Origin of the sequence: Bradyrhizobium sp. U87765 SZCCT0048, assembly GCF_018131225.1 — a bacterium.
In the GTDB taxonomy this organism is placed as follows: Bacteria; Pseudomonadota; Alphaproteobacteria; order Rhizobiales; family Xanthobacteraceae; genus Bradyrhizobium_A.
Window position 1 is genome coordinate 185,409 of the sequence record NZ_JAFCMM010000005.1, and the last position, 19,914, is coordinate 205,322.

A 19,914-nucleotide genomic window follows, 5' to 3' on the forward strand; every position below is an offset into this window, starting at 1 on the left:
CCAATGAGGGAAGAGGAGCTACTGCCAGCGTGCGCCGAGGCCTTCGGTCAGGGCGCGGCACGTCGCCTGAAGCTTGCCGAGGATCGCGGCGTCGTCGTCGCGGTTGAAGGCCGGCGTCGCCATCACCGTGACCACCAGCGCGGCGCGGCCCTGGATGTCGAGGATTGGCACCGCGGTGGCGCGCAGGCCGGGGATGAGCAGTTCGTCCACCGACGCCGACATGGTGCGGCGGACGTTGTCGCGGACCGCGGCGACGTCGATGTCGGGCGCGCGGGGATCGTCGGCCTTCGCTTGTGCCACCGCTCCGATGCGTTCTTCCTCGCCCATGAAGGCGAGGAAGGCGTGGCCGGTGGCGGAGCCGAGCAGCGGCAGCACCGAGCCGACCGCGAGCGAGGTGATCACCGGCGTGCGCCCGGCGTGCCAGCGCACGATGGTCGGGCCAAGCGGGCCGCGCGCCGCCACCAGCGTCGAGCGGCCGGTCTCGCGGGTGAACTCGGCGATGGCGGGATCGGCCTGCGCGAACACATCCGTGCGCGCCAGCGCCGCAAGGCCGATCTGGATCGCCTGGGCGCCGAGATCGTAGCGGCCGGATGCTTCATCCTGGCGCGCCATGCCGGATGCGATGAGGCTGGCGAGATAGCGATGCGCCTGCGAGGCGGAGAGATCGGCGCGCTTGGCTACGGCGCCGAGCGTCGCGGCCTGCGGTTCGGCGGCGAGCGCCGCGAGCACGCGCAGGCCGATCTCGACCGACTGGATGCCGCGCCGCGCCGCCGGCGCGTCGTCGCCTTCGGCTCCCGCGGTGTCGTCGGCAGCGGTTTCGGCGAGGTCTTTCGTCTTCGGTGGGCGCATGGTCGGGCTTTCGGAAACAGGCTGAGTTCTGACTTGCTTCCTTGTCATTCCGGACGCCGCGCAGCGGCGATCCGGAATCTCGAGGTTGCGGCAAGGCTCTTCGTCGAGATTCCAGGTTCGTCGCTGCGCGACGCCCCGGAATGACGGTACGACACCTTCTCTAGCTTTCCTTTGGCGTGCCGTCTTCCGCCGTCAGCATTGCCCAGAACTGCGGATCGACCGCCGCACCCTTGAGGCCGCCCTCGGCGTCGATCAGCGCCCAGGCGCGCACCTCGTGGCCGGTGCCGACGAGGCGGCCGCCGGTGCTGAAGCGGTAGTCCACCTTGAACCGCCGCTCGCGCTCCAGCGCCACCGTGACCTCGATATCGAGCACATCGTCGTAGCGCGCCGGCGACTTGAAGTCGGCATGGGCCTGCACGATCGGCGTCACCGCGCCGAAGCGCTTGCGCACCTCGCGCTGGCTCAGGCCGCGCGCCCGCAACAGCCGCTGGAAGCTGCTGTCCAGCCAATAGAAGTAGTTGGGGTAGAAGACGATTCCGGCTTCGTCGCAGTCGCCCCATTCGATCGTCAGGCTGGTCTTGAACATCGGCTTGCCTCGTGGTGTATTTTTGTATATTGAGGAATGAATTTCACAATGTCAAAAATTTGGGGAGGCGCACATGCGCATGGCGGTGCTGGGCGGAGGGCCGGGAGGCCTCTATGCCGCCTATCTCTGGAAGAGCCGGCACCCCGGCGACGAGGTCGTGCTGTTCGAGCAGAACCCGACCGGGGTCACCTGGGGCTTCGGCGTCGTGTTCTCCGACCAGGCGCTCGATTTCCTGCGCGCCGACGATCCCGAAACGGTCGACGCCATCGCCCCTCGCATGGAGCGCTGGTCCAACATCACCCTGACGCTGCGCGGCGAGAGCCTTCAGATCGACGGCGTTGGCTTTTCCGCCATCGGCCGGCTGGAACTGCTCACGCTGCTGCAGCAGCGCGCGGCAGCAGCCGGCGTCATGATGCGTCACCAGCACACGGTGCAGTCGCTCGACGAACTCGCAGGCTTCGATCTCATCGTCGCCGCTGATGGCCTCAACTCGCTGGTGCGCCGCGGCTTCGAAGGCGATTTCGGCACGTCGCTGTCTTACTCGGCCAACAAGTTCGCCTGGTACGGCACCACGAAACGGTTCGAGACGCTGTCGCAGACTTTCATTGCCACGGATCGCGGCCATTTCAACGCCCATCACTACCGCTACTCGCCGACCATGAGCACGTTCCTGGTGGAATGCGACCGCGCCACCTGGGACGCTTACGGATTCGCCGACAAGACTGTGGAGGAATCGCAGGCGATTTGCGAGCAGGTCTTTGCGACCGTGCTCGACGGCCAGCCGCTGGTGTCGAACCGCTCGATCTGGCGCAATTTTCCATGGATCTGGAACGAGCGTTGGTCGTTCCGCAACATCGTGCTGATCGGCGACGCGCTGCACTCGGCGCATTTCTCGATCGGTTCGGGCACGCGCCTTGCGATCGAGGACGCCATTGCGCTGATGAAGGCGCTGGAGGCGGCGGACGGCGATCTGCCGGCGGGCCTGTCGCAATATCAGGCCGCGCGCAAGCCGATCGTGCACAAGCTGGTCACCGCCGCGCGCGCCAGCGCCGACTGGTACGACCGCTTCCCCGAGCACATGGCGCTGCCGCTGGCGGATTTCGGCCACAGCTACATCACGCGCTCCGGCCGCATCGACGATGCGCGGCTGCGGGCGATGGCACCGCAGTTCATGGCGCGTTACGACGCCGCGCATGGTGCGGCGCGCCAGGCAGGAGACAATCGATGACCAGTTCGCCCACGCTCATCGCCGACCAGGTGCCGGCGGACAGCGCCGGTGTCCGTGAGATCGGTTTCGAGATGCCGGAGCGCTACAACGCCAGCCGCATCATCTTTGACAATCTCGCCGCCGGCCGCGGCGACGCGCTGGCGCTGACTGGCCCTGCCGGCACGCGCACCTACGCCGAATTGTGCGCGGACGCAGCGCGCTGGGGCCATGGCTTTGCGTCGCTTGGGCTCGCCCGCGGCGACCGCATCCTGATGTTCCTCGACGATACCCCGGCTTATCCCGCGGCGTTCTTCGGCGCGGTGCGCGCCGGCTTCGTGCCGCTGCTCATCAACACGCTGACGCCGCCGGACCTGCTGCAGTTCTATCTCGCCGATTCCGGCGCCCGTGTCGCCGTGGCGGATGCCGAGTTCACCGCGCGCTTCGATGCCGTCGCCTGTGCCGACACGCAGCTCGCGACACTCGTCGTCGTCAACGGCGCGCCGGCCGGCCATGCGGTCGGCCGCACCCTGCACGCCGACGGCTGGCTTCAGGGCTTTGCGACCGAGCTTGCGGAAGCCGACACCCATCGCAACGAGATGGCGTTCTGGATGTACTCGTCCGGCTCGACCGGGCGGCCGAAGGGCATCGTCCATCTCCAGCACGACATGGCCTACACCGATGCGGCGTTCGGGCGGCCGGTGCTTGAGTTGAAGCCCGGCGACATCTGCTTCTCGGTGCCGAAGATGTTCTTCGCCTATGGCTTCGGCAACTCCGTTACGTTTCCGTTTGCCGCCGGCGCGGCGACGCTGCTGCTGCCGGGCCAGCCGAAACCCGAAGCGATCTTTGCCGCGCTCGGTCGCTTCCGCCCGACCGTGTTCTTCGGCCTGCCGACGCTCTACACCGCACTGACCAAGGCGGATGGCGCGCGCGACGCGGACTTCTCGTCGCTGCGGCTTGCGCTGTCGGCCGCGGAGGTGCTCTCCGCCGAGGTATTCAATGCCTGGAAGGCGCTGAGCGGGCTGGAGATCGTCGAGGGGCTGGGATCGACCGAGGTGCTGCACATCTATCTGTCCAACCGCGTCACCGCGAAGAAGCTGGGTTCGGCCGGTTTGCGCGTGCCCGGCTACGAGGTGATGCTGCGCGACAAGTATGGCCGCGAGGTCAGTGATGGCGAAGAAGGCATCTTGTGGGTGCGCGGCGATTCCAACACGCCGCTGTACTGGAACCGGCCGGACAAGACCGCCGAGACCATCCGCGATGGCGGTTGGATCTACACCGGCGACCGCTTCGTGCGCGATGCCGAGGGCTTTCATTTCTTTCGCGGTCGCGCCGACGATCTCATCAAGATCTCGGGACAGTGGGTCTATCCGCTGGAGGTCGAGCTGTGCCTCGCCGAGCATCCGGCGGTGCGCGAATGCGCGGTGCTGGCGCTGGAATTGCCTGACCGTCGCATGACGCTCAAGGCCATCGTCGTGCTCAACGACCGCGACGCCGAGCCGGAGGCGGCAACGCGCCTGCTGCAGGACTACGTCAAGGACAAGCTCTTGCCCTACAAGTACCCGCGGCAGGTGGTCTTCGTCGACGAGCTGCCGAAGACCGGCACGGGCAAGATCGACCGGCAGCGGCTGTTGACGCTGTAGCGGCGCTCAAGACGTACGACAGCACAGCCGCATATCTCCGGGTCATTCCGGGCCGTCGCGCAGCGACGGACCCGCAAGCTCGGCCGCCAATCTTGCTGAACCGTCGAGATTCCGGATCGCTGCTTTGCGGCGTCCGGAATGACGTTGTGGGGAGCGTTTCCTGATATTCTGCGTCATCACCGGGCCGGCGCGGAGCGCCGCGACCCGGTGATCCAGCTTCACGAGGCTCGTGCGGGATAGAGAGAAGCTGGATTGCCGGGTCAAGCCCGGCAATGACGCGATGGGTGTGGTGGGCTTTGCGAAAGCGCGCAACCTTTCTCCTCATCCTGAGGAGCCCGCGCAGCGGGCGTCTCGAAGGATGAGGCCCGCGCGGTCATGGCAACGTTCGCGCCGCCTCCGCCTCATGGTTCGAGACGCGGCTCTGCGGGCCGCTCCTCACCATGAGGGAAGAGGAGGATCGTGGAGGGGGCGGGAGAACGAAGGCATGTCCCCGGCGCAACCGCGTCGCCGATCCGGCTATGGTTTCATCCGGCGCGAGCGACTAGGTTGGGCACGATCGTTCGCTCTCCGATGGTGATGTGCCGCATGTCCTCCGATCTGAAATCCTCCAATTCCGTGTCCGCGAACCCGAAACAGTGGCAGGTCGGTCTGGTCGGCTACGGCGAGGTCGGCCGTATTCTTGCTGAGGATCTCCACAAGGAAGGCATTGCCGTCAGCGCCTACGATATCAAGCTCGAGGGCGTGGCCGGCGATCCGCTGCGCGCCCATGCGCGCGAGCATGGCGTGCGGCTCGCGGGCTCGCATGAAGAACTGGCGGCGGGATCGGATCTCGTGATCTCGGCGGTGACCGCGAGCCAGACCGGGCGGGTCGCGGACGCCTGTGCCGGGGCGATCCGGGCTGGCGCCTGGTTCCTCGACTTCAATTCCGCCTCGCCCGGCGCCAAGCAGCGCGCTGCGGCACGGATAGACGGCGCCGGCGGCCGCTATGTTGAGGGTGCGGTGATGACCTCGGTGCCGCCCTATCGCATCCGCGTGCCGCTGCTGCTCGGTGGTCCCGGCGCGGCGGAGCTGGCGCCGCTGCTGGTTGCGCTCGGCTTCGATGCCAGGGTGTCCAGCGACACGCTCGGCGTGGCGTCGGCGGTGAAGATGTGCCGCAGCGTCATGATCAAGGGGCTGGAGGCGATGGTGATCGAGAGCTTCACCACGGCGCGTGCCTATGGCGTCGAGGATGCGGTGCTGGCCTCGCTCAAGGAAACGTTTCCCGGCATCGACTGGGAGAAGCAGGGCGCCTATTTCTTCCAGCGCGTCATCGAGCATGGCCGCCGCCGCAGCGAAGAGGTGCGCGAGGTCGCCGAGACCGTGCGTGAAGCCGGTCTTAACCCGTGGTCGGCGGCGGGCACCGCCGAGCGCCAGGGCTGGGTCGCCGATCTCGCCGACGCCGGCGTGTTCGGCACGCGCGGGGAGACAGGTTTTGCTCGCAGCGCCGACTGGCGCACCGAGGCGGATCGGATTCTCGCGACGCTGAAGAAGGGGTGAGAGGCGGAGGCGCAGCACGTCATATTCCGCGTCATCACCGGGCTTGACCCGGTGATCCAACTTCGGGGGCTTGGCCGTGTTGTGAGAAAGCTGGATTGCCGGGTCGAGCCGGCAATGACGCAGTGGGTGGGATCCGTGGCCCGGGTCAGCGAAGCGACACCCGGGACCGGCGCTGCGAAAGGTGGCGCCCCGGATATCGCCGCGCTCATCCCCGCGACAGCCGCGCTCGCTGCAGTTCGGGATACGGCGATCGCGCGCGCTACCCCATCACCTCGATGCCGAACGCCCGCAGCACGGTGTCCTGCTGGTCCCGGCTGATGCACAGGCCGGCGTAGGAGCGCGGCGCGCCGAAATCGAAGGCGTCGAAGGTGGCGCGCGACAGCACGGCGCGGTCGAGAGACGCCTCGGTAAAATCGATGTTGTTGATCGCCGAGCCGACGAACGAGCATGCCGTGAGGTTGGAGCGCGCGAAGCTGGCGTCGCGCAGGTCGCAGTTTTCGAACTTGCTCTCCGACAGGTCCTTGCCGGCGAAGACGGCATATTGCAGGCGGCAGTCGAGGAAGGCGACGCCGCCCATGATCAGGCGGTTGCTGACCTTGCGGTGGACGTCGGCATCGAAGGCTAGGCCCATGGCGGCGCAGGCCTTGAACGTCGCCATGTAGGCGACGGATCGCGTGACCTTGTTGAGGCCGAGGCTGCAGCTCTCGAACACGGCCTCCGACAGGTTGCACAGCTCCCAGGCGCAGGCGCCGGATTCGGAGCTGTCGCTGAAGCGGCAGTCGATGAAGCGCGTTTCCTTGAAACTGCATTTGGCGAACCGGCAACTGGCGAAGCGACTGCCGCGGAGGGTGGATTCGTCGAACACGCAGTCGATGAATTCGCAGTGTTCGAACTGCAATTCATGGAGTGTGAAGGCAACGATATCCGCCTTTTCGAATCGCAGGCCGACGATCGGATCGGTGCGCTGGAAGTAGCTTTCCAGCGGCTGCGGGGCGATCTCGATATCGGGAATGTCGCGTGCCATCGATTGTTGCCTCTGGAGCCGGAGGCGGCATGTTCTGGATCGAGCCGGCCAAGTCAAGATGGCCAAGTCAAGGTGCATCAAGTCAAGACAGATCTAGTCGAGACAGGCCAGGACGGATCAATGGCACCAACTTACCGCTTCGCCGGATCGATCGCCTCGATGCGCGCGATGTGGGCGGCGAGGTCTTCTGGGGTGTAGCGCACCCGCACGCGCTTGTCGGAGGCGGGCTGCTTGTCGAGGCAGACGCCCGGCCGCCATTCGTGCGAGGGACGGATCGGACGGGGGGCGAAACCGCCGCCGCAGTTCGGGCAGACGTTGTGCAGCTTGTCGCGGGCACAGTCGGCGCAGAAGGTGCACTCGTAGGAGCAGATCACGGCCTGTGCCGAATGCGGCGGCAGGTCCTTGTCGCAGAGTTCGCAGTTCGGTCGCAGCTGCAGGGCCATGCGCCAGCTCCGTCTGATCGGTCCGGGCGGACTGTCGCAGACCGGCGGTGCGTCGCCAAGGGGCGAAAAGGGCGAAATTCCCTCGTTTGGCGCCATCGTTGGCGAGGCGCTGGCGCGGGCGGCGTGACAGAGGCCGCCGCCCGCGCCGTGGCCGGACTTACTCGGCGAGGCGGACGACCGCTGGCGCACCGCGGGACTCGCGCGCCAGCACCATCAGCAGCACCAGGAACGCGGCCTCGATCGCCGCGAACACCACGAACGCCTCCTTGAAGGCGCCGCTCGACGCGGCGATGACCGCGCCCATCAGCCAGGGCGAGACGAAGCTGGAGAGGATGCCGAACACCTCGGCATAGCCGATCGCGGCCGGCGCCAGCGCGTCCGAGTACTTCTCGCTCATCAGCGCGAAGATCGCGCCGCCGCCGAGCACCGCGGTGCCGCTCAGCGCCGCGCACAGCACCAGCGTCGAGAACGCCAGCGGCGTCACCACGCTCCACAGGAACAGGATGGCGGTGCCGAGCGCAAGAAGCGCACTGAGCTTGATCATGAACAGCTTGCCGAGGCGGTCGGCCATGTAGCCGCCGATCACCAGGAACACGACCTGCGACAGCCCCATCACCGTGCCGATGATGGCGCCGGCGTCGGGCGGCATGTGCTGCACGGCGATGTAGGCCGGCACCACCCAGGTCGCGGTGCCGGCGATGGCGAAGGTGCAGGCGGCGATGCCGAGGCCGCCGACCGCGATCCACTTGGAGCGGAAGATCTCGCCGAGCGGCAGCGCCGCCGGCGGCGGTGTGCTGTCCCAGCGGAAGCCGGCGACGCCGATCTCCTCGGGGCCGTTGCGCACCACGAGGGCGTCGAGCGCGGCGACGATCAGCGTGCCGACCGCCAGCACCGCGAAGAACACCCGCCAGCTCGTCGCCAGCGTCAGCGGGATGCCGAGCGCGAAGTCGAGGGTGATGGCGAGGCTGTAGGCGGCGAGGATCATGCCGACCACGGCGCCGCGCCGGCTCTGCGGAAACCAGCCGAAGATCAGCTTCATGTTGCCGATGAAGATGCCGGCGTCGAAGACGCCGATGACAAGGCGCAGCAGCACCAGCTCGACATAGCCCTGCACGAACACCTGCAGCACCATGCCGATGCCGGTGCCGGCGAGGCCGATCAGCAGCATGCGGCGCGCCGACATGGTGCGGCTGACCGGCGACCACACCACCATGCCGATGCCGTAGGTCAGGGCGAAGATGCCCTGGGCGAGGCCGGCCTGCGCCGGGTCGAGGTTCAGCGTCTGCGAGATGAACGGCAGCACCGCCGCGAAAGCGTACCAGTCGGCGGCGAGGAAGATCTCGCAGAGGATCGCGAGCACCAGCATCCAGCGCTGCCAGGTGATGATGCGGCGGCGGTCGGCGTCGGCAACGGTCGTCCAGGTGGCGTGCGGCGCGGTGGCCGCGGTGGCGGTGATGGTCATGCGCGTCCTCGTCGATGTCGGGGTGGGCTTCGCGGCGGGCGACGGTGGCGTCAGGCCGGCGGCGGCAGGAAGTTCACGTCATGCTCGGCGGCGATGCGGACCACCTCGACCGGATCCGGCACGTTGTGGATGCGTTCGAACAGGCCCTTGAGCGAGCGCGTCGGCGCCACCCAGAACAGGCTGGTCGCGGTCGCGCCCGACTTGTTGAAGATGCCGTGCGCCAGTCCCTTGGGCATGCGCACGAGGTCGCCGGTGTTGGCCACGAAATTCCTGCCGTCGAGCCACAGGTCGTAGCGGCCGCTCAGCACGTAGATGAACTCGTCCTGGGTGGGATGAATGTGCGGCGGCACGAAGGTGCCGTCGGGAAACACCGCGTGCCAGGCCATCGAGTCCTCGGACTCCTGCTTGAGCGTGTAGGTCTGGCCGAGAATGTTCCAGACGATGTCGCCGAAGCCGGCGTCGGCCGGCGTGACGCCTGCGGGCATGGTGATCATGAGCGTATCCTGTTGTGGTGTGAGGGAAGGGGAAAGGTCAGGTCGCGAGAAAGTCGGTGACGCGGCCGGCGGCGGCGGGCGTTTCCTCGAACACGAGGTGGCCCGTGTTCGGCACCAGCGCGAGTTCGCCGCGCGGCAGGCCGGCGATCCAGGCCTTGCCCTGCGCGGTCGGGCGCAGGCGGTCGTTCGCGCCCCACAGCACCAGCGTCGGCATGGTCAGGCGGTGCAGCCAGTACGTGAGCTTCGGGTTGCCCTGCGGGTTGTCGCGGACGAGTTTGGCATAGCCCATCACCTCGCGGCCGAGGCGGGCGTCGAAGGCCTCGTCCGGCGCCTTGGGGAAGTAGTGCAGCGCCGCCGCGGGATCGTGCGCGAGATAGCCCGGCAGCTCCGGCGGCGTGATGTCGAGCAGGCCCGGCGCCGGCGCTTCGTCGACGACGAGGCCGGCGGGCGCGACGAGAGCGAGGCGGCGCACGCGCTGTGGCTGGCGGATCGCGATCTCCGCGGCGAGCCAGCCGCCGAGCGAGAAGCCGGCGAGATCGAACGTGCCGAGGGCGAGCTGGTCGAACAGGTCGAGATAATGCAGCACGTAGTCGTCGATGGTCGTGAGCGCGGGCGCGTCGTCGGAATCGCCGAAGCCGGGATGATAGGGAATGATCACCGTGTGGCGCGCCGCCCAGGCGCGCGCCATTTCGAAGCCGGTGAAGGTGCCGGTGCCGTGCAGGAACACGATCACCGGTCCGCTGCCGATGCTGTGCACCACGGTGGTGACGCCGTTGATGTCGTGGTTGGAGCGGGTGAAGCCGGTCATGTCCGGACCGGACGGCGCGCGTTTGGGCTGCATGGTGGTGAATCCCCCTTGTGTCGTTGGATGCGAGACGGAAATGCGCGCGGACGCCTCAGGCGGCGTCCGCGCAGTCGCGGTTGAGATGGGCGGCGAACTGGTCGACGGCGTCGGCGAGGCGCGCGGCGATCATCGGCGGCAGCGTGCCGTCGGCGATCTCGGCTGAGCCGGCATAGACCGCCGTCGACACCGTGCAGGCCTCGAAGAAGCCGAACAGCGGCCGCAACTGATGCTCGACCACCAGCGAGTGGCGCAGGCCGCCGCCGACCGCGGTCAGCAGCACCGGGCGGTTCTTGAGCGCGCCCGGCCCGATCAGGTCGAACACGTGCTTGAACAGCCCGGGGTAGGAGCCCTGGAACACCGGGCATCCGATCACGAGGCCATCGGCCGCTTCGATCGCCTCGATCACGCCGCGCGCGGCGTGGTCGAGGCCGTCGCGGGTGAAGGCGGCAAGGCCAGCGCCGGCGTCGACGAGGTCGAGGACGCGGACGGGCAGACCATGGCGGGCGGCGAGCTCGTGGCTTGCGGCCTCGACCAGCGCCCGTGCTTTCGCCGGGCGCCAGCTCGTGCCGCAGAAGCCGACGAGGCGGGGCGTTGGCATGGCGTGCTCCTGCTGTGCGGCCGACGGTCGCGTCAGCCGTTGATGCCGAACACGGTCCATTGCGCGTCCTTGGCGGGGAGGCCGAGCAGCGCGCGGCCGCACTCCTCGACGATCTGGTCGGCCATCAGGATGTGCTGGGTGCCGGCATGGATGTCGCGGTACGTGCGCTGCATCGCGGTGTTGTGCAGCGAGGCGCCGCGCGAGGCGCGATGCGCGAACGTGCCGACCTCGGAGATGACGTCGTGGATGTGGCGCAGCGCCAGCTTGATCACAGTCACCTGGTCGAGCGTGGGCTGCTCGCCGCGCGCACAGCTCGCCGAGACGTCGCGCCAGGTCTCGTAGACCAGCGCCCGCGCCGCGCGGAAGCGCGCTTCGGCCTGGGCGAACTGGAACTTGAAGCTGGCGCTGTCGCGGGAGAAGCCGAACGGATCGCGGCGCTGCACGATGACCTTGACGAGCTCGTCGAGCATCCGCCGGCCGACGCCGATCGCCCAGCTCGAATGCGCCCAGGCGCTGTAGCCGGCGAGGCCGAGCGCACCCTGCGGGCCGCCGCGGCGCGGCGCGCCGATGTCGAAGTCGTAGGTCATCGCGGTCGGCACGAACAGCTCTTCGCCGTCGGCGATGGTGTAGTCGAAGCTGCCGGTGGCGCGCAGGCCGAGCACGTCCCAGTTGCCGAGCAGCTTGATGGTCGACCGCGGATGGTGGGTGACGATGATCTTGGGCTGGCCGTTCGGGCCCATCACCATGTCCTTGCCGCCGGCGTCGGTGAGGAAGCAGCCGGAGTGGATCCACTCGGCATGCTGGATGCCGCTGCCATAGGCCCAGTTGCCGCGGATCATGTAGCCGCCCTCGACCGGGCGGGCGAAGCCGCGCGGCACGCCGTTGCCGGCGATGGTGATGTCGGGGCCGTTGGCGAACACCTGGCGCACGCCCTCGTCGGCGATGTAGATCGCCATGGTGGTGCCTTCCATGTTGCCGCCGATGACGCACCAGCCGGCGGAGGCGTGGGCGTAGGACAGCCGCTCGATCACCGTCATGGCGTCGAACGGCGACAGCTCGGCGCCACCGACGTCCCTGGGGAACAGCATGGTGTAGAGGCCGGCCTTGCGCATCGCCGCGACCGCGTCGTCGGTGAGATGGCCGAGCGCTTCGGCCTCCGCTGCCTTCGCCTCGATCAGCGGCAGCAGCGCGTCGAGCCGGGCATGATACTCAGCTGCGGTCGGCGTCGCCGCGTCGCGCTCGCCCGTCCGCGGGGCGCGTTGTACGGATGCGTTCATGGTCGGTCTCCCTTGTGTTGATCGGCGCTGCACCAGCGATGCGGTGCGGCGGCCGCGAGGCGCGATCCGGTCGGGGCGATTGCCGTCGGCGCGTGCGGAGGCCGTCACGCGCCCATGACAGGACGCGCGGCGCGCGAGCCGCTTCGTGTTTCGACGGACTGTCCCCCGCGATGGCGCAAGCGATCCCTGCGACGGGATCGCGCTGGCGCGACCATCGTTCGTTTCAAGCCTTTCCCGAGCATGAGGCTAGGAGCGCGGGCGCCCCGCCAGCAATCCCCCACCATGGGGGGTATCGGGTGCGGTTGCGCGTGCACTGCCGCAAAGCTGGGCCGTTCGCGCGGTGCGATGCTGCTTCTTTTCGCTTGACCAATGCGCAGGCAGCGGAGAGCTTGGGCGCCACGAGAGCGAAGGCGGCGCCGCCGCACTTCGCCGCATTCGGGAGCGAAATGAGAACGTTGCGGGGGACGTGTGCCAGGCATCCATTTGCATGACTTGCCGGAGCGGCGGCTGGCCGACCGGCTGATGTCGATCGCCGAGAGCCGCAGCGTCGCCAGTCTCGGCGAGGCCTGCTGCGCGGCGGTCGGCGAACTCACGGGATCGCCGACGGTCGGGCTCTATCTGCTCGAGGGCGACGAGCCGGAGCTCGCCTACAGCCGCCATGTCGCCGACGACTTCCTCGACAACTACAAGGCCGGTTTCTGGAAGACCGATCCGGTGCTCGACACCATCATGACGCGCGGCCGCGCCGCCGATGGCGCCTCGGTGATCGGCGCGCATCACTGGGCGGGCAGCGAGTCCTGCCAGATGCTGCGCCACTGGGGCTTCAGCTACAACATGGGCGGGCCGCTGGTCTGCGACAGCCGTATCGTCGGGGTTCTGTTCACCGCGACGCGCGACGTGCACTCGCCCTACACCGCGTTGTTGCGCGAGCGCATGGACATCCTCTGCCGTGCCGGCTCGCTGGCGCTGGCCAACATGATGAATGCCGGCCTTGGGCCGGCACGCATCATGCTCGGCGTCATGCCGCCGCAACCACCGATCAAGCTGCCGCCGCGCTCGGCGGATGTCGCGCAGCGCGTCTGCCGCGGCCAGACCAACAAGGAGATCGCACGCGACATGGGCATCTCCGACCAGACGGTCAAGGAGCATGTCGCCAACCTCTGCAAGCGCTTCGGTGCCCACAACCGCACCGAGCTGGTCGCCTGCCTGATGAGCGGCATGTCGCGGCAATAACTGGCGGCATTTGCGCACGCCGCGATGCCGGACGATGACTGATCCGAACGCGACGTATCATCCGTCATCCTGAGGTGCGCGCGCTTGCGCGCCTCGAAGGATGAACGGCCCTGACGCAACCGCTCAGGCCGTCGCCCTTCGAGGCTCGCTTTGCTCGCTCCTCAGGGTGACGGATTAAATGTACCGGACGCGCCTCACCCCAGCCAGCTGAGCAGCCTGAACCAGGCGTAATCGAGCGGCACCAGCACGATGAAGGTGATCAGGGCCATCACGAGGCACAGCCGCAGGCCGTCGCGCGGCGGCGCCTTGCCCATCTCCATCGCCACCACCAGCGGCGAGGCTTGATAAGGCATCAGCGGCGTGCCGTAGCCGATGACCTGCACCATCAGCACCGAGGCCAGCGGCAGGCCGGCGCTGTCGGCCAGCGTCTTCGCCAGCGGCGTGAACAGCGCCGGCACGCCGTTCGCCGTGATGACGAAGTTGAGGATGACGGTCAGCGCGACGAGGGCGGCGAAGCTCAGGGACGGCCGTGCCGGATCGAGCGGCAGCAGCGGCAGCACCGCGCGGCCGATGGCATCACCGAGGCCCGAGCGCGACACCACGGCGGCGAGGCCGAGAATCCCCGCGACATAGATGCAGGTGCGGATGTTGGTGGCGGCGGCGAACTCCTCGCCGCTGAGAAAGCCGATGCGCGGCAGCAGGCACAGGCAGGCGGCGCCGAGGCCGATCCAGGCCGGCGAAATGCCATGCCAGGTGTCGGTGACCCACAGCGCGAGCGTTGCAGTCAGCAGCACCGCGAGGCGGATTTCGGCGGCGCTCAGCGGCGTTGCCGGCTCTGCGGTGGCACCGCCGCGAAGCGTCGCCGGGAACATCAGCCAGATACAGGCAGCGAGCACGACGCCCTTGAGGACGCCGAGGATCGGGGTGTGCAGCGTGAGGTAGGGCAGGTAGCCGAAGTGCAGGCCGTAGGCGCTCTCGGCGGCGCCGGTCATCACGAGGTTGGGCACGTTCGCCGGCAGGATACTGACCGACAGCATGAAGGTGCCGAAGCCGACCGCGAGCACGAGGCCGATGCGGCCGCGGCTGCCAGGGGCGAGACCGGCGCGGTCGGCGACCGCCATCACCACCGGCATCAGCAGCGCGATGCGCCCCATGTTGGAGGGCATCACCAGCGCAAGCGCATAGGTCAGCAGCACCACGCCGCCGACCATGCGCGGCCACGACTGCGACAGGTGGGCGGTGAGCAGCCGCGCCGCGCGGTCGGCGAGGCCGACCTTGCGGATCGCCGCGCCCAGCACGAAGCCGCTCAGCACCAGCCAGAATGCGGACGACAGGAAGCCGGCGAACACCGCGTCGGCCGGCGCGACATGCAGCACCATGGCTACGGTGAAAAACAGCAGGGACGTCAGGTATTCCGGCAGCCATGCGGTCGCCCACAGGACGATGGTGGCCGTGACCAGCAGGGCGGGGAGGGCCAGTGGGCCAGACAAAAAGGCGGCGATCTGGTCCATGGGCGTCTCTCGGATCAGGATGGGCACGGCTCCCTCGCACGATTCGATGCCGCGCGCGAGGGCTGCGGGCCTGCCCGGGCCGATGCCGACGTGGGGCGACGACGTGGGGCGATGCCGGGCAGGCCGGCGCCGGGCGCGGTGGTATCTTGAGGCCGTCCGGTGCGATCGCGCGGGGCGGCCGCCGTCCGGCGTTCGTCGCGGCGGCCGCAGTGCTGTGCTAGCCTGTGCGGGCTGTTGCCACGCGTGGATTTCAAAAAGAGGTCATGATGGCAGTCGTCTATGTCGAAGCGCGGCCGAAGGGCCGCCCCGAGGGAAGCCCGATCACGGATTACGTTGTCGAAGAACATGCGGACAAGGTGCTGGCGACGTTCAAGACCCAGCATGAGGCGATCGCGTGGGCGAAGAGCAACGGACACGTGCCCCATGTGGCGCGCGTCCGGCATCTGAACGACCGCAAGCAGGCGGATCACTGGCGCAAGGCCTGATGCCGGAGATGGCCACGGGCGTCCTGCCGGTCAGGATGCCCGCGGCCGCCGGCGTGCGCGCCGCGGCGTCTTCCGGCGTCACCAGCGCGCAGATGCCGCATATTTCGTCGGCCGCAATTGACCGAAGCCGATATCGCCTGCCGCTGTCGCGGCGCCGCTTGACTAAGCCTGGCGCTTGCCAAATGCTCGGCAAAAAACAGGCCGGGCGCGATCATGCCATCAGGCGGGCCGCCGGCCGTCGCGGAGGGAAGCCGATGGGCGAGCGGACACTGCTGGACGTGGTGAGCGGGCATGCGCAGGCGCGGGGCGATGCCATCGCCTTCACCTTCGAGGGGCGGGAGACGAGCTATGGCGCGTTCGAGCGCCATGCCAACAAGGTGGCCCATGCGCTGACGGCGGCGGGGCTCGGCAAGGGCGACCGCATCGCCTATGTCGGCAAGAACAGCGACCACTACTTCGAGCTGCTGATCGGCGCCATGAAGGTCGGCGTCGTGATGGTGCCGGTCAACTGGCGGCTCGCACCGCCGGAGATGGTGTACATCATCGACAATGCCGACGCGAAGATGCTGTTCGTCGGCCGCGAGTTCGTCGAGGCGGCGCAGGCCTTCGCGCCGAGGCTGACGTCGGCACCGGCCATCGTGGCGATGGAGGGGGCGACGGCGGACTGGCCGGCCTACGAGGCCTGGCGCGACGCGCACAGCGATGCGCCGCCGGCGTTCCGCGCCACGCTCGCCGACGTCGCGCTGCAGCTCTACACCTCCGGCACCACCGGGCATCCGAAGGGCGCGATGCTCAGCCACAGCAACCTCATCGACCTGCGCGACAACCGCCATGGCGAAATCCCGGCCTGGAACGTGTGGACGTCCGAGGACGTATCGCTGGTGGCGATGCCGGTGTTTCATATCGGCGGCACCGGCTGGGGCATCTTCGGGCTGTACTATGGCGCCAAGGGCGTTGTGGCGCGCGAGTTCGATCCTTCGAAAGTGCTGGATTATTTTGTCAATGAGCGCATCTCCAAGCTGTTCATGGTGCCGGCGGCGATGCAGTTCGTGGTGCGCCATCCCCGCGCCCGCACGATCGACTACTCGCGGCTGAAATACCTGCTGTATGGCGCGTCGCCGATCCCGGCCGATCTGCTGAAGGAGTGCATCGAGGTGTTCGGCTGCGGCTTCGTGCAGATGTACGGCATGACCGAGACGACCGGCACCATCGTGGTGCTGCCGCCGGAGGATCACACCCTCGACGGCTCGCCGCGGCTGCGCTCCGCCGGCAAGGCGATGCCGGGGGTTGAGATCGCGATCCTCGACGCTGACGGCAAGCCGCTGCCGGTCGGTGAGGTCGGCGAGATCGCGACGCGCTCGGCCGCCAACATGGTCGGCTACTGGAAGCTGCCGGAGGCGACCGCGCGGACCCTGAGCAAGGACAACTGGCTGCGCACCGGCGATGCCGGCTACATGGATGCCGACGGCTACGTCTATGTCCACGACCGCATCAAGGATATGATCATCTCCGGCGCGGAGAACATCTATCCGGCGGAGGTCGAGAACGCGATCTTCGGCCATCCCGCGGTGGCGGAGGTCGCCGTCATCGGCGTGCCCGACGACAAATGGGGCGAAGCGGTCAAGGCGGTGGTGGTGCGCAAGCCCGGCGCCGAGGTGACGGCCGAGGAGATCATCGCCCACGCCCGCCAGAACATCGCCGGCTACAAGGTGCCCAAGAGCGTCGATTTCATCGCCGCGCTGCCGCGCAACGGCACCGGCAAGATCCTGCGCCGCGAGCTGCGCGATCCGTTCTGGGCCGGGCGTGAGCGGCAGGTGAACTGACGCCGGCGTTGCACGGAATTGTTGTTGAGAAGCGCCACGCACTCCGCGTCATCACCGGGCCTGACCCGGTGATCCAGCTTGGGATGCGCGTCGTGTCGTGAGCAAGCTGGATTGCCGGGTCTTCGCCCGGCAATGACACAGCGGGTGTGATGGGGTCGCACTCACACGCAGGCCAATTCCTTCCAGGATGACACAGAGTCCGGGTGAGCGAAGCGACACCCGGGGATGGTGCGGCGGTGCATGAACCCCGGATATCGCTGCGCTCATCCGCGTTACGGTCCTGCGGTATCGCTTCGCGAATGCGGGTCTGATGTGCCTCCCGTCCGTCACCCAGAGGCGGTCCCGCGTAGCGGGACCCTCGAAGGACGACGGCCCAGGCGAAGCGTCGTGCGCGCGGGTACGTTTCGGCCGCGCATCCTTCGAGGCTCGCTGCGCTCGCACCTCAGGATCACGGGGAGAGGCGCGTCGCTTCGCGAATGCGGGTCTGATGCGACGTTTCATCCGTTACCCTGAGGCGGCCCCGCGGCGCGGGACCTTCGAAGGGCGACGGCGTGGGCAATGCGACTGGCGGCGCGCACGGGCTGGCGCGCGCGCCTCGTTAACGCCCGTCGCCGCCGGGCATCGCCGGCGCTCCGTGAAACCCCTGAGCCGCCCGGTCGTAGCTGGTCGAATGTGCCCGACTTTCCGCGATCGCGTTAACAGAGATGTAACGCGATTCCGACAATCCGCCGCATATTCTCTTAATGCGGCAGAGTCAAAAATACCGGGCTTTTTAGGCAAAACCTCGCTTTTGCCTCGTTCCCAGCGCGTGGTCCGGCAAGGGCTGCGCACGTAACGCTCGGTTGGCGGTATGTCGGACTACAGGCTCGTATCGACGGATATCGGTTGGATCGTCTATGCCGGCGAGGAACCGCTGCTGCTGATCTCCGAGGAAAGCCTGGCGCTGCAGATCGTCAGCGACGCCGATGCGTTGCTGCAAGTGCATCAGGCGCGCGTGACGCTGGAGAGCCTCGGGCCGCCGGTGCCGAGCCCGAACCTGCAGGCGGAGGCGCCGCTCACAGCGCCATCGCAAAACGGCGAAAGCCGGCCGCGCCGGTCACGGCCGCGAAATCCGGATGACGCTTCTCCTCGGCAAAGCTGAAGCCGGCGCGCGCATAGCTGCGCTCGGCGGCGTCGTTGCCGATGTAGAACGTGATCTGGGCGCGGGGAAAGCCGAGGTCGCGCCCCTGCGCCAGCGCATGGTCGAGCAGGCGGGCGGCGAGGCCGAGTCCGCGATGCGAGGGCCGCGTCGCGACATGTTCGATCATCCATGCGCTCTCGTCGCTGTCCATCCAGCATTGCCGCACATAGGCGCCGCGCTGCGCCACCGCGGCCTGCATCTGGTCGGTGAAGCCGGCCGCGGTCATCGTGTCCTGCACCGCCTGGCGCGCGTTGGCCATGCTGCCGGCGACCGGCAGCGCGCACAGCGCCGCGGCGGCGACGCCGTCGTGCTCGGCGACCCAGAAATGCGACAGACGCCACCACGAGCGCACGTCTGCGGTCGTGAGGCGGCGCACGAAAGCGAGGCATTGCGCCGCGTCGAGATCAAGCGCGATATCGAAATAGCCGCGCGGCTGCTGGCCGCGCTGGGCGGCGAGAATGGTATCGGCCACGAGGTCGATGTCCGACGGGCCTGCCGCCCGGATCAACATCGTAGCCATACTCGCCTCCCTCACTGGCCCGCGGGCTGCCAGCTGCCATATTTGGGATGATCGCTGGCGATCGGCAGCGCGATCGGCGCGCCGGTCTCGGCGCTGTGATAGAGCGCCGTGATCAACTCCAGCGAACGCCGGGCGTCGGCGATCGTCACCGGCGGTGGGCTGCCGCTTTCGAGCGCGGCATGGTAGGCGTTCATCAGGCCCTCGAAACGCGAGGCGACGAACGTCCAGTTGGCGAGCGCCGCGTCGATGCGCGCCTTCGCCTCGGGTGAGGCCGGCAGGATCTGCCAGGGGTCGTCGCCCGGCGCGTAAGGCGATTGCGAGCTCTCGAAAGTGACGTGCTCGAAGCTCAGGCGCAGCCGGCTGATCTCGTTGGCCGATCCCAGCGTGACCGCGAGCGCGGCGAGCGCGCCGCTCTGCATCTGCAGGCTGGCGACGGCACAATCCTCGACCTCGATGGTGTTGACCAGCGTCGCGGTGCGAGCGAACACCGAGGCGATGTCGCCCATCAGATAGGTGAGGATGTCGTGGACGTGGATGGCATGGGTCAAAAGCGCGCCGCCAAGCTCGGTCGCGCGCTTGCCGCGCCAGGGCACGGCATAATAGTCGGGACCACGACGCCATGCGGTCTCGACGCTGGCAAGATAAGGCTTACCGGCAAGGCCGCTGGCGATGATGTGCCGGGCCTTCTGCAGGCCGTTGCCATAACGGTACTGGAAGATCGGCATGAGCGTGCCGCGCGCGGCCGCCTGCGCCGCGGCGAGACGATCGACCTCGGCGAGCGAGCCGACCAGCGGCTTTTCGCAGAGGACATGCTTGCCGGCGGCGAGCGCCTGCAGCGCCTGCGGCAGATGCAGCGTCGGCGGGGTGGCGATGTCGACGATGTCGATGTCGTCCATCGCCAGCACCTCGTCGAACGAGATGGTGCGGCGCGGCACCTTGAACTCGTCGCCGACGGCTGCAAGACGCTCCTCATTGAGATCGCACAGCGCGCGAACCTCGAACTTGTCGGCAAGGCGGGCGTAGCCTTCCTCGATATGGGCACGGCCAATCCCGCATCCGATCACCGCGACTGTCCAGCGTTTGGGCATGGGGTTTTTTCTTTCTTGTTGTCGGTCTGATTTCAGCGAGGGGACTTGCGGCGGGCGCTGCCGCTTCTCCTCATGGTGAGGAGCGCGGCATAGCCGCGCGTCTCGAACCATGAG

General features: G+C 68.1%; 20 protein-coding genes. 7 read left to right on the forward strand and 13 right to left on the reverse strand.

What is annotated here, in order from left to right:
- Positions 1 to 18: 18 nt before the first annotated feature.
- Complete coding sequence (locus JQ639_RS27560) at positions 19 to 849, reverse strand: IclR family transcriptional regulator (protein ID WP_211962458.1); 831 nt, start codon at positions 847 to 849, stop codon at positions 19 to 21.
- Between the two features lie 160 nt (positions 850 to 1,009).
- Positions 1,010 to 1,435: an acyl-CoA thioesterase gene (locus JQ639_RS27565; protein WP_211962460.1), complete on the reverse strand. Its 426-nt coding sequence runs from the start codon at positions 1,433 to 1,435 to the stop codon at positions 1,010 to 1,012.
- 73 nt (positions 1,436 to 1,508) lie between these two features.
- Here JQ639_RS27565 and JQ639_RS27570 point away from each other — a divergent pair, with 73 nt between their 5' ends.
- Complete coding sequence (locus JQ639_RS27570; protein ID WP_211962462.1) at positions 1,509 to 2,663, forward strand: FAD-dependent monooxygenase; 1,155 nt, start codon at positions 1,509 to 1,511, stop codon at positions 2,661 to 2,663.
- Positions 2,660 to 4,282: a benzoate-CoA ligase family protein gene (locus tag JQ639_RS27575; protein ID WP_211962464.1), complete on the forward strand. Its 1,623-nt coding sequence runs from the start codon at positions 2,660 to 2,662 to the stop codon at positions 4,280 to 4,282. Before JQ639_RS27570 ends, JQ639_RS27575 begins: the two co-directional genes overlap by 4 nt.
- 42 nt (positions 4,283 to 4,324) lie before the next feature.
- Here JQ639_RS27575 and JQ639_RS27580 read toward each other — a convergent pair whose 3' ends face one another.
- Positions 4,325 to 4,594, reverse strand: coding sequence for a hypothetical protein (locus tag JQ639_RS27580; protein ID WP_211962466.1), 270 nt, complete (start codon positions 4,592 to 4,594; stop codon positions 4,325 to 4,327).
- Between the two features lie 273 nt (positions 4,595 to 4,867).
- Here JQ639_RS27580 and JQ639_RS27585 point away from each other — a divergent pair, with 273 nt between their 5' ends.
- Positions 4,868 to 5,818, forward strand: coding sequence for a DUF1932 domain-containing protein (locus JQ639_RS27585; protein ID WP_249122816.1), 951 nt, complete (start codon positions 4,868 to 4,870; stop codon positions 5,816 to 5,818).
- 259 nt (positions 5,819 to 6,077) lie between these two features.
- On the opposite strand, the gene JQ639_RS27590 is transcribed toward JQ639_RS27585, so the two are convergent.
- A complete protein-coding gene (locus JQ639_RS27590) occupies positions 6,078 to 6,842 on the reverse strand; it encodes a pentapeptide repeat-containing protein (RefSeq protein ID WP_211962468.1) in 765 nt (254 codons plus the stop codon).
- Positions 6,843 to 6,973: 131 nt separating this feature from the next.
- Positions 6,974 to 7,285 carry a DUF1272 domain-containing protein gene (locus JQ639_RS27595; RefSeq protein ID WP_211962469.1) on the reverse strand — a complete coding sequence of 104 codons (312 nt, stop codon included), beginning with the start codon at positions 7,283 to 7,285 and terminating at the stop codon, positions 6,974 to 6,976.
- Between JQ639_RS27595 and JQ639_RS35570 the strand changes: the two genes are divergently transcribed.
- Positions 7,284 to 7,412: a hypothetical protein gene (locus JQ639_RS35570; RefSeq protein WP_256442910.1), complete on the forward strand. Its 129-nt coding sequence runs from the start codon at positions 7,284 to 7,286 to the stop codon at positions 7,410 to 7,412. The two genes, JQ639_RS27595 and JQ639_RS35570, sit on opposite strands and share 2 nt — an antisense overlap.
- Before the next feature lie 30 nt (positions 7,413 to 7,442).
- Here the strand turns inward: JQ639_RS35570 and JQ639_RS27600 are convergent, their stop codons facing one another.
- The 5 genes from JQ639_RS27600 to JQ639_RS27620 are packed head-to-tail and all read right to left on the reverse strand — an operon-like array spanning position 7,443 to position 11,960.
- Positions 7,443 to 8,747, reverse strand: a complete 1,305-nt coding sequence (locus JQ639_RS27600) for an MFS transporter (protein ID WP_249122817.1) — start codon at positions 8,745 to 8,747, stop codon at positions 7,443 to 7,445.
- 50 nt (positions 8,748 to 8,797) lie between these two features.
- Positions 8,798 to 9,241, reverse strand: a complete 444-nt coding sequence (locus JQ639_RS27605; RefSeq protein ID WP_211962470.1) for a cupin domain-containing protein — start codon at positions 9,239 to 9,241, stop codon at positions 8,798 to 8,800.
- A 37-nt stretch (positions 9,242 to 9,278) separates the two neighbouring features.
- Positions 9,279 to 10,082: an alpha/beta fold hydrolase gene (locus tag JQ639_RS27610; protein WP_211962471.1), complete on the reverse strand. Its 804-nt coding sequence runs from the start codon at positions 10,080 to 10,082 to the stop codon at positions 9,279 to 9,281.
- Between the two features lie 55 nt (positions 10,083 to 10,137).
- On the reverse strand, positions 10,138 to 10,683 hold the full coding sequence (locus JQ639_RS27615) for an NAD(P)H-dependent oxidoreductase (RefSeq protein ID WP_211962472.1): 546 nt from the start codon (positions 10,681 to 10,683) through the stop codon (positions 10,138 to 10,140).
- Between the two features lie 32 nt (positions 10,684 to 10,715).
- Positions 10,716 to 11,960 (reverse strand): acyl-CoA dehydrogenase family protein, encoded by a 1,245-nt coding sequence (locus JQ639_RS27620; RefSeq protein ID WP_211962473.1) that lies wholly within the window; start codon positions 11,958 to 11,960, stop codon positions 10,716 to 10,718.
- A gap of 522 nt (positions 11,961 to 12,482) precedes the next feature.
- On the opposite strand from JQ639_RS27620, the gene JQ639_RS27625 reads away from it, so the two are divergent.
- Entirely contained in the window at positions 12,483 to 13,193 is a 711-nt protein-coding gene (locus JQ639_RS27625; protein ID WP_211962474.1) for a helix-turn-helix domain-containing protein, read from the forward strand.
- Positions 13,194 to 13,387: 194 nt separating this feature from the next.
- Here the strand turns inward: JQ639_RS27625 and JQ639_RS27630 are convergent, their stop codons facing one another.
- Positions 13,388 to 14,704, reverse strand: a complete 1,317-nt coding sequence (locus JQ639_RS27630) for an SLC13 family permease (RefSeq protein WP_211962475.1) — start codon at positions 14,702 to 14,704, stop codon at positions 13,388 to 13,390.
- Positions 14,705 to 14,970: 266 nt separating this feature from the next.
- Between JQ639_RS27630 and JQ639_RS27635 the strand changes: the two genes are divergently transcribed.
- Both JQ639_RS27635 and JQ639_RS27640 read left to right on the forward strand, forming a co-directional pair.
- A complete protein-coding gene (locus tag JQ639_RS27635) occupies positions 14,971 to 15,189 on the forward strand; it encodes a hypothetical protein (RefSeq protein WP_211962477.1) in 219 nt (72 codons plus the stop codon).
- A gap of 254 nt (positions 15,190 to 15,443) precedes the next feature.
- Positions 15,444 to 17,012, forward strand: a complete 1,569-nt coding sequence (locus tag JQ639_RS27640; protein ID WP_211962478.1) for a fatty acid--CoA ligase — start codon at positions 15,444 to 15,446, stop codon at positions 17,010 to 17,012.
- 1,055 nt (positions 17,013 to 18,067) lie between these two features.
- On the opposite strand, the gene JQ639_RS27645 is transcribed toward JQ639_RS27640, so the two are convergent.
- A complete protein-coding gene (locus tag JQ639_RS27645) occupies positions 18,068 to 18,712 on the reverse strand; it encodes a GNAT family N-acetyltransferase (RefSeq protein ID WP_249122818.1) in 645 nt (214 codons plus the stop codon).
- Positions 18,713 to 18,723: 11 nt separating this feature from the next.
- The gene (locus JQ639_RS27650) at positions 18,724 to 19,800 is read right to left on the reverse strand and encodes a Gfo/Idh/MocA family protein (RefSeq protein ID WP_211962479.1); all 1,077 of its coding nucleotides are present in this window, start codon (positions 19,798 to 19,800) and stop codon (positions 18,724 to 18,726) included.
- Positions 19,801 to 19,914: the final 114 nt, after the last annotated feature.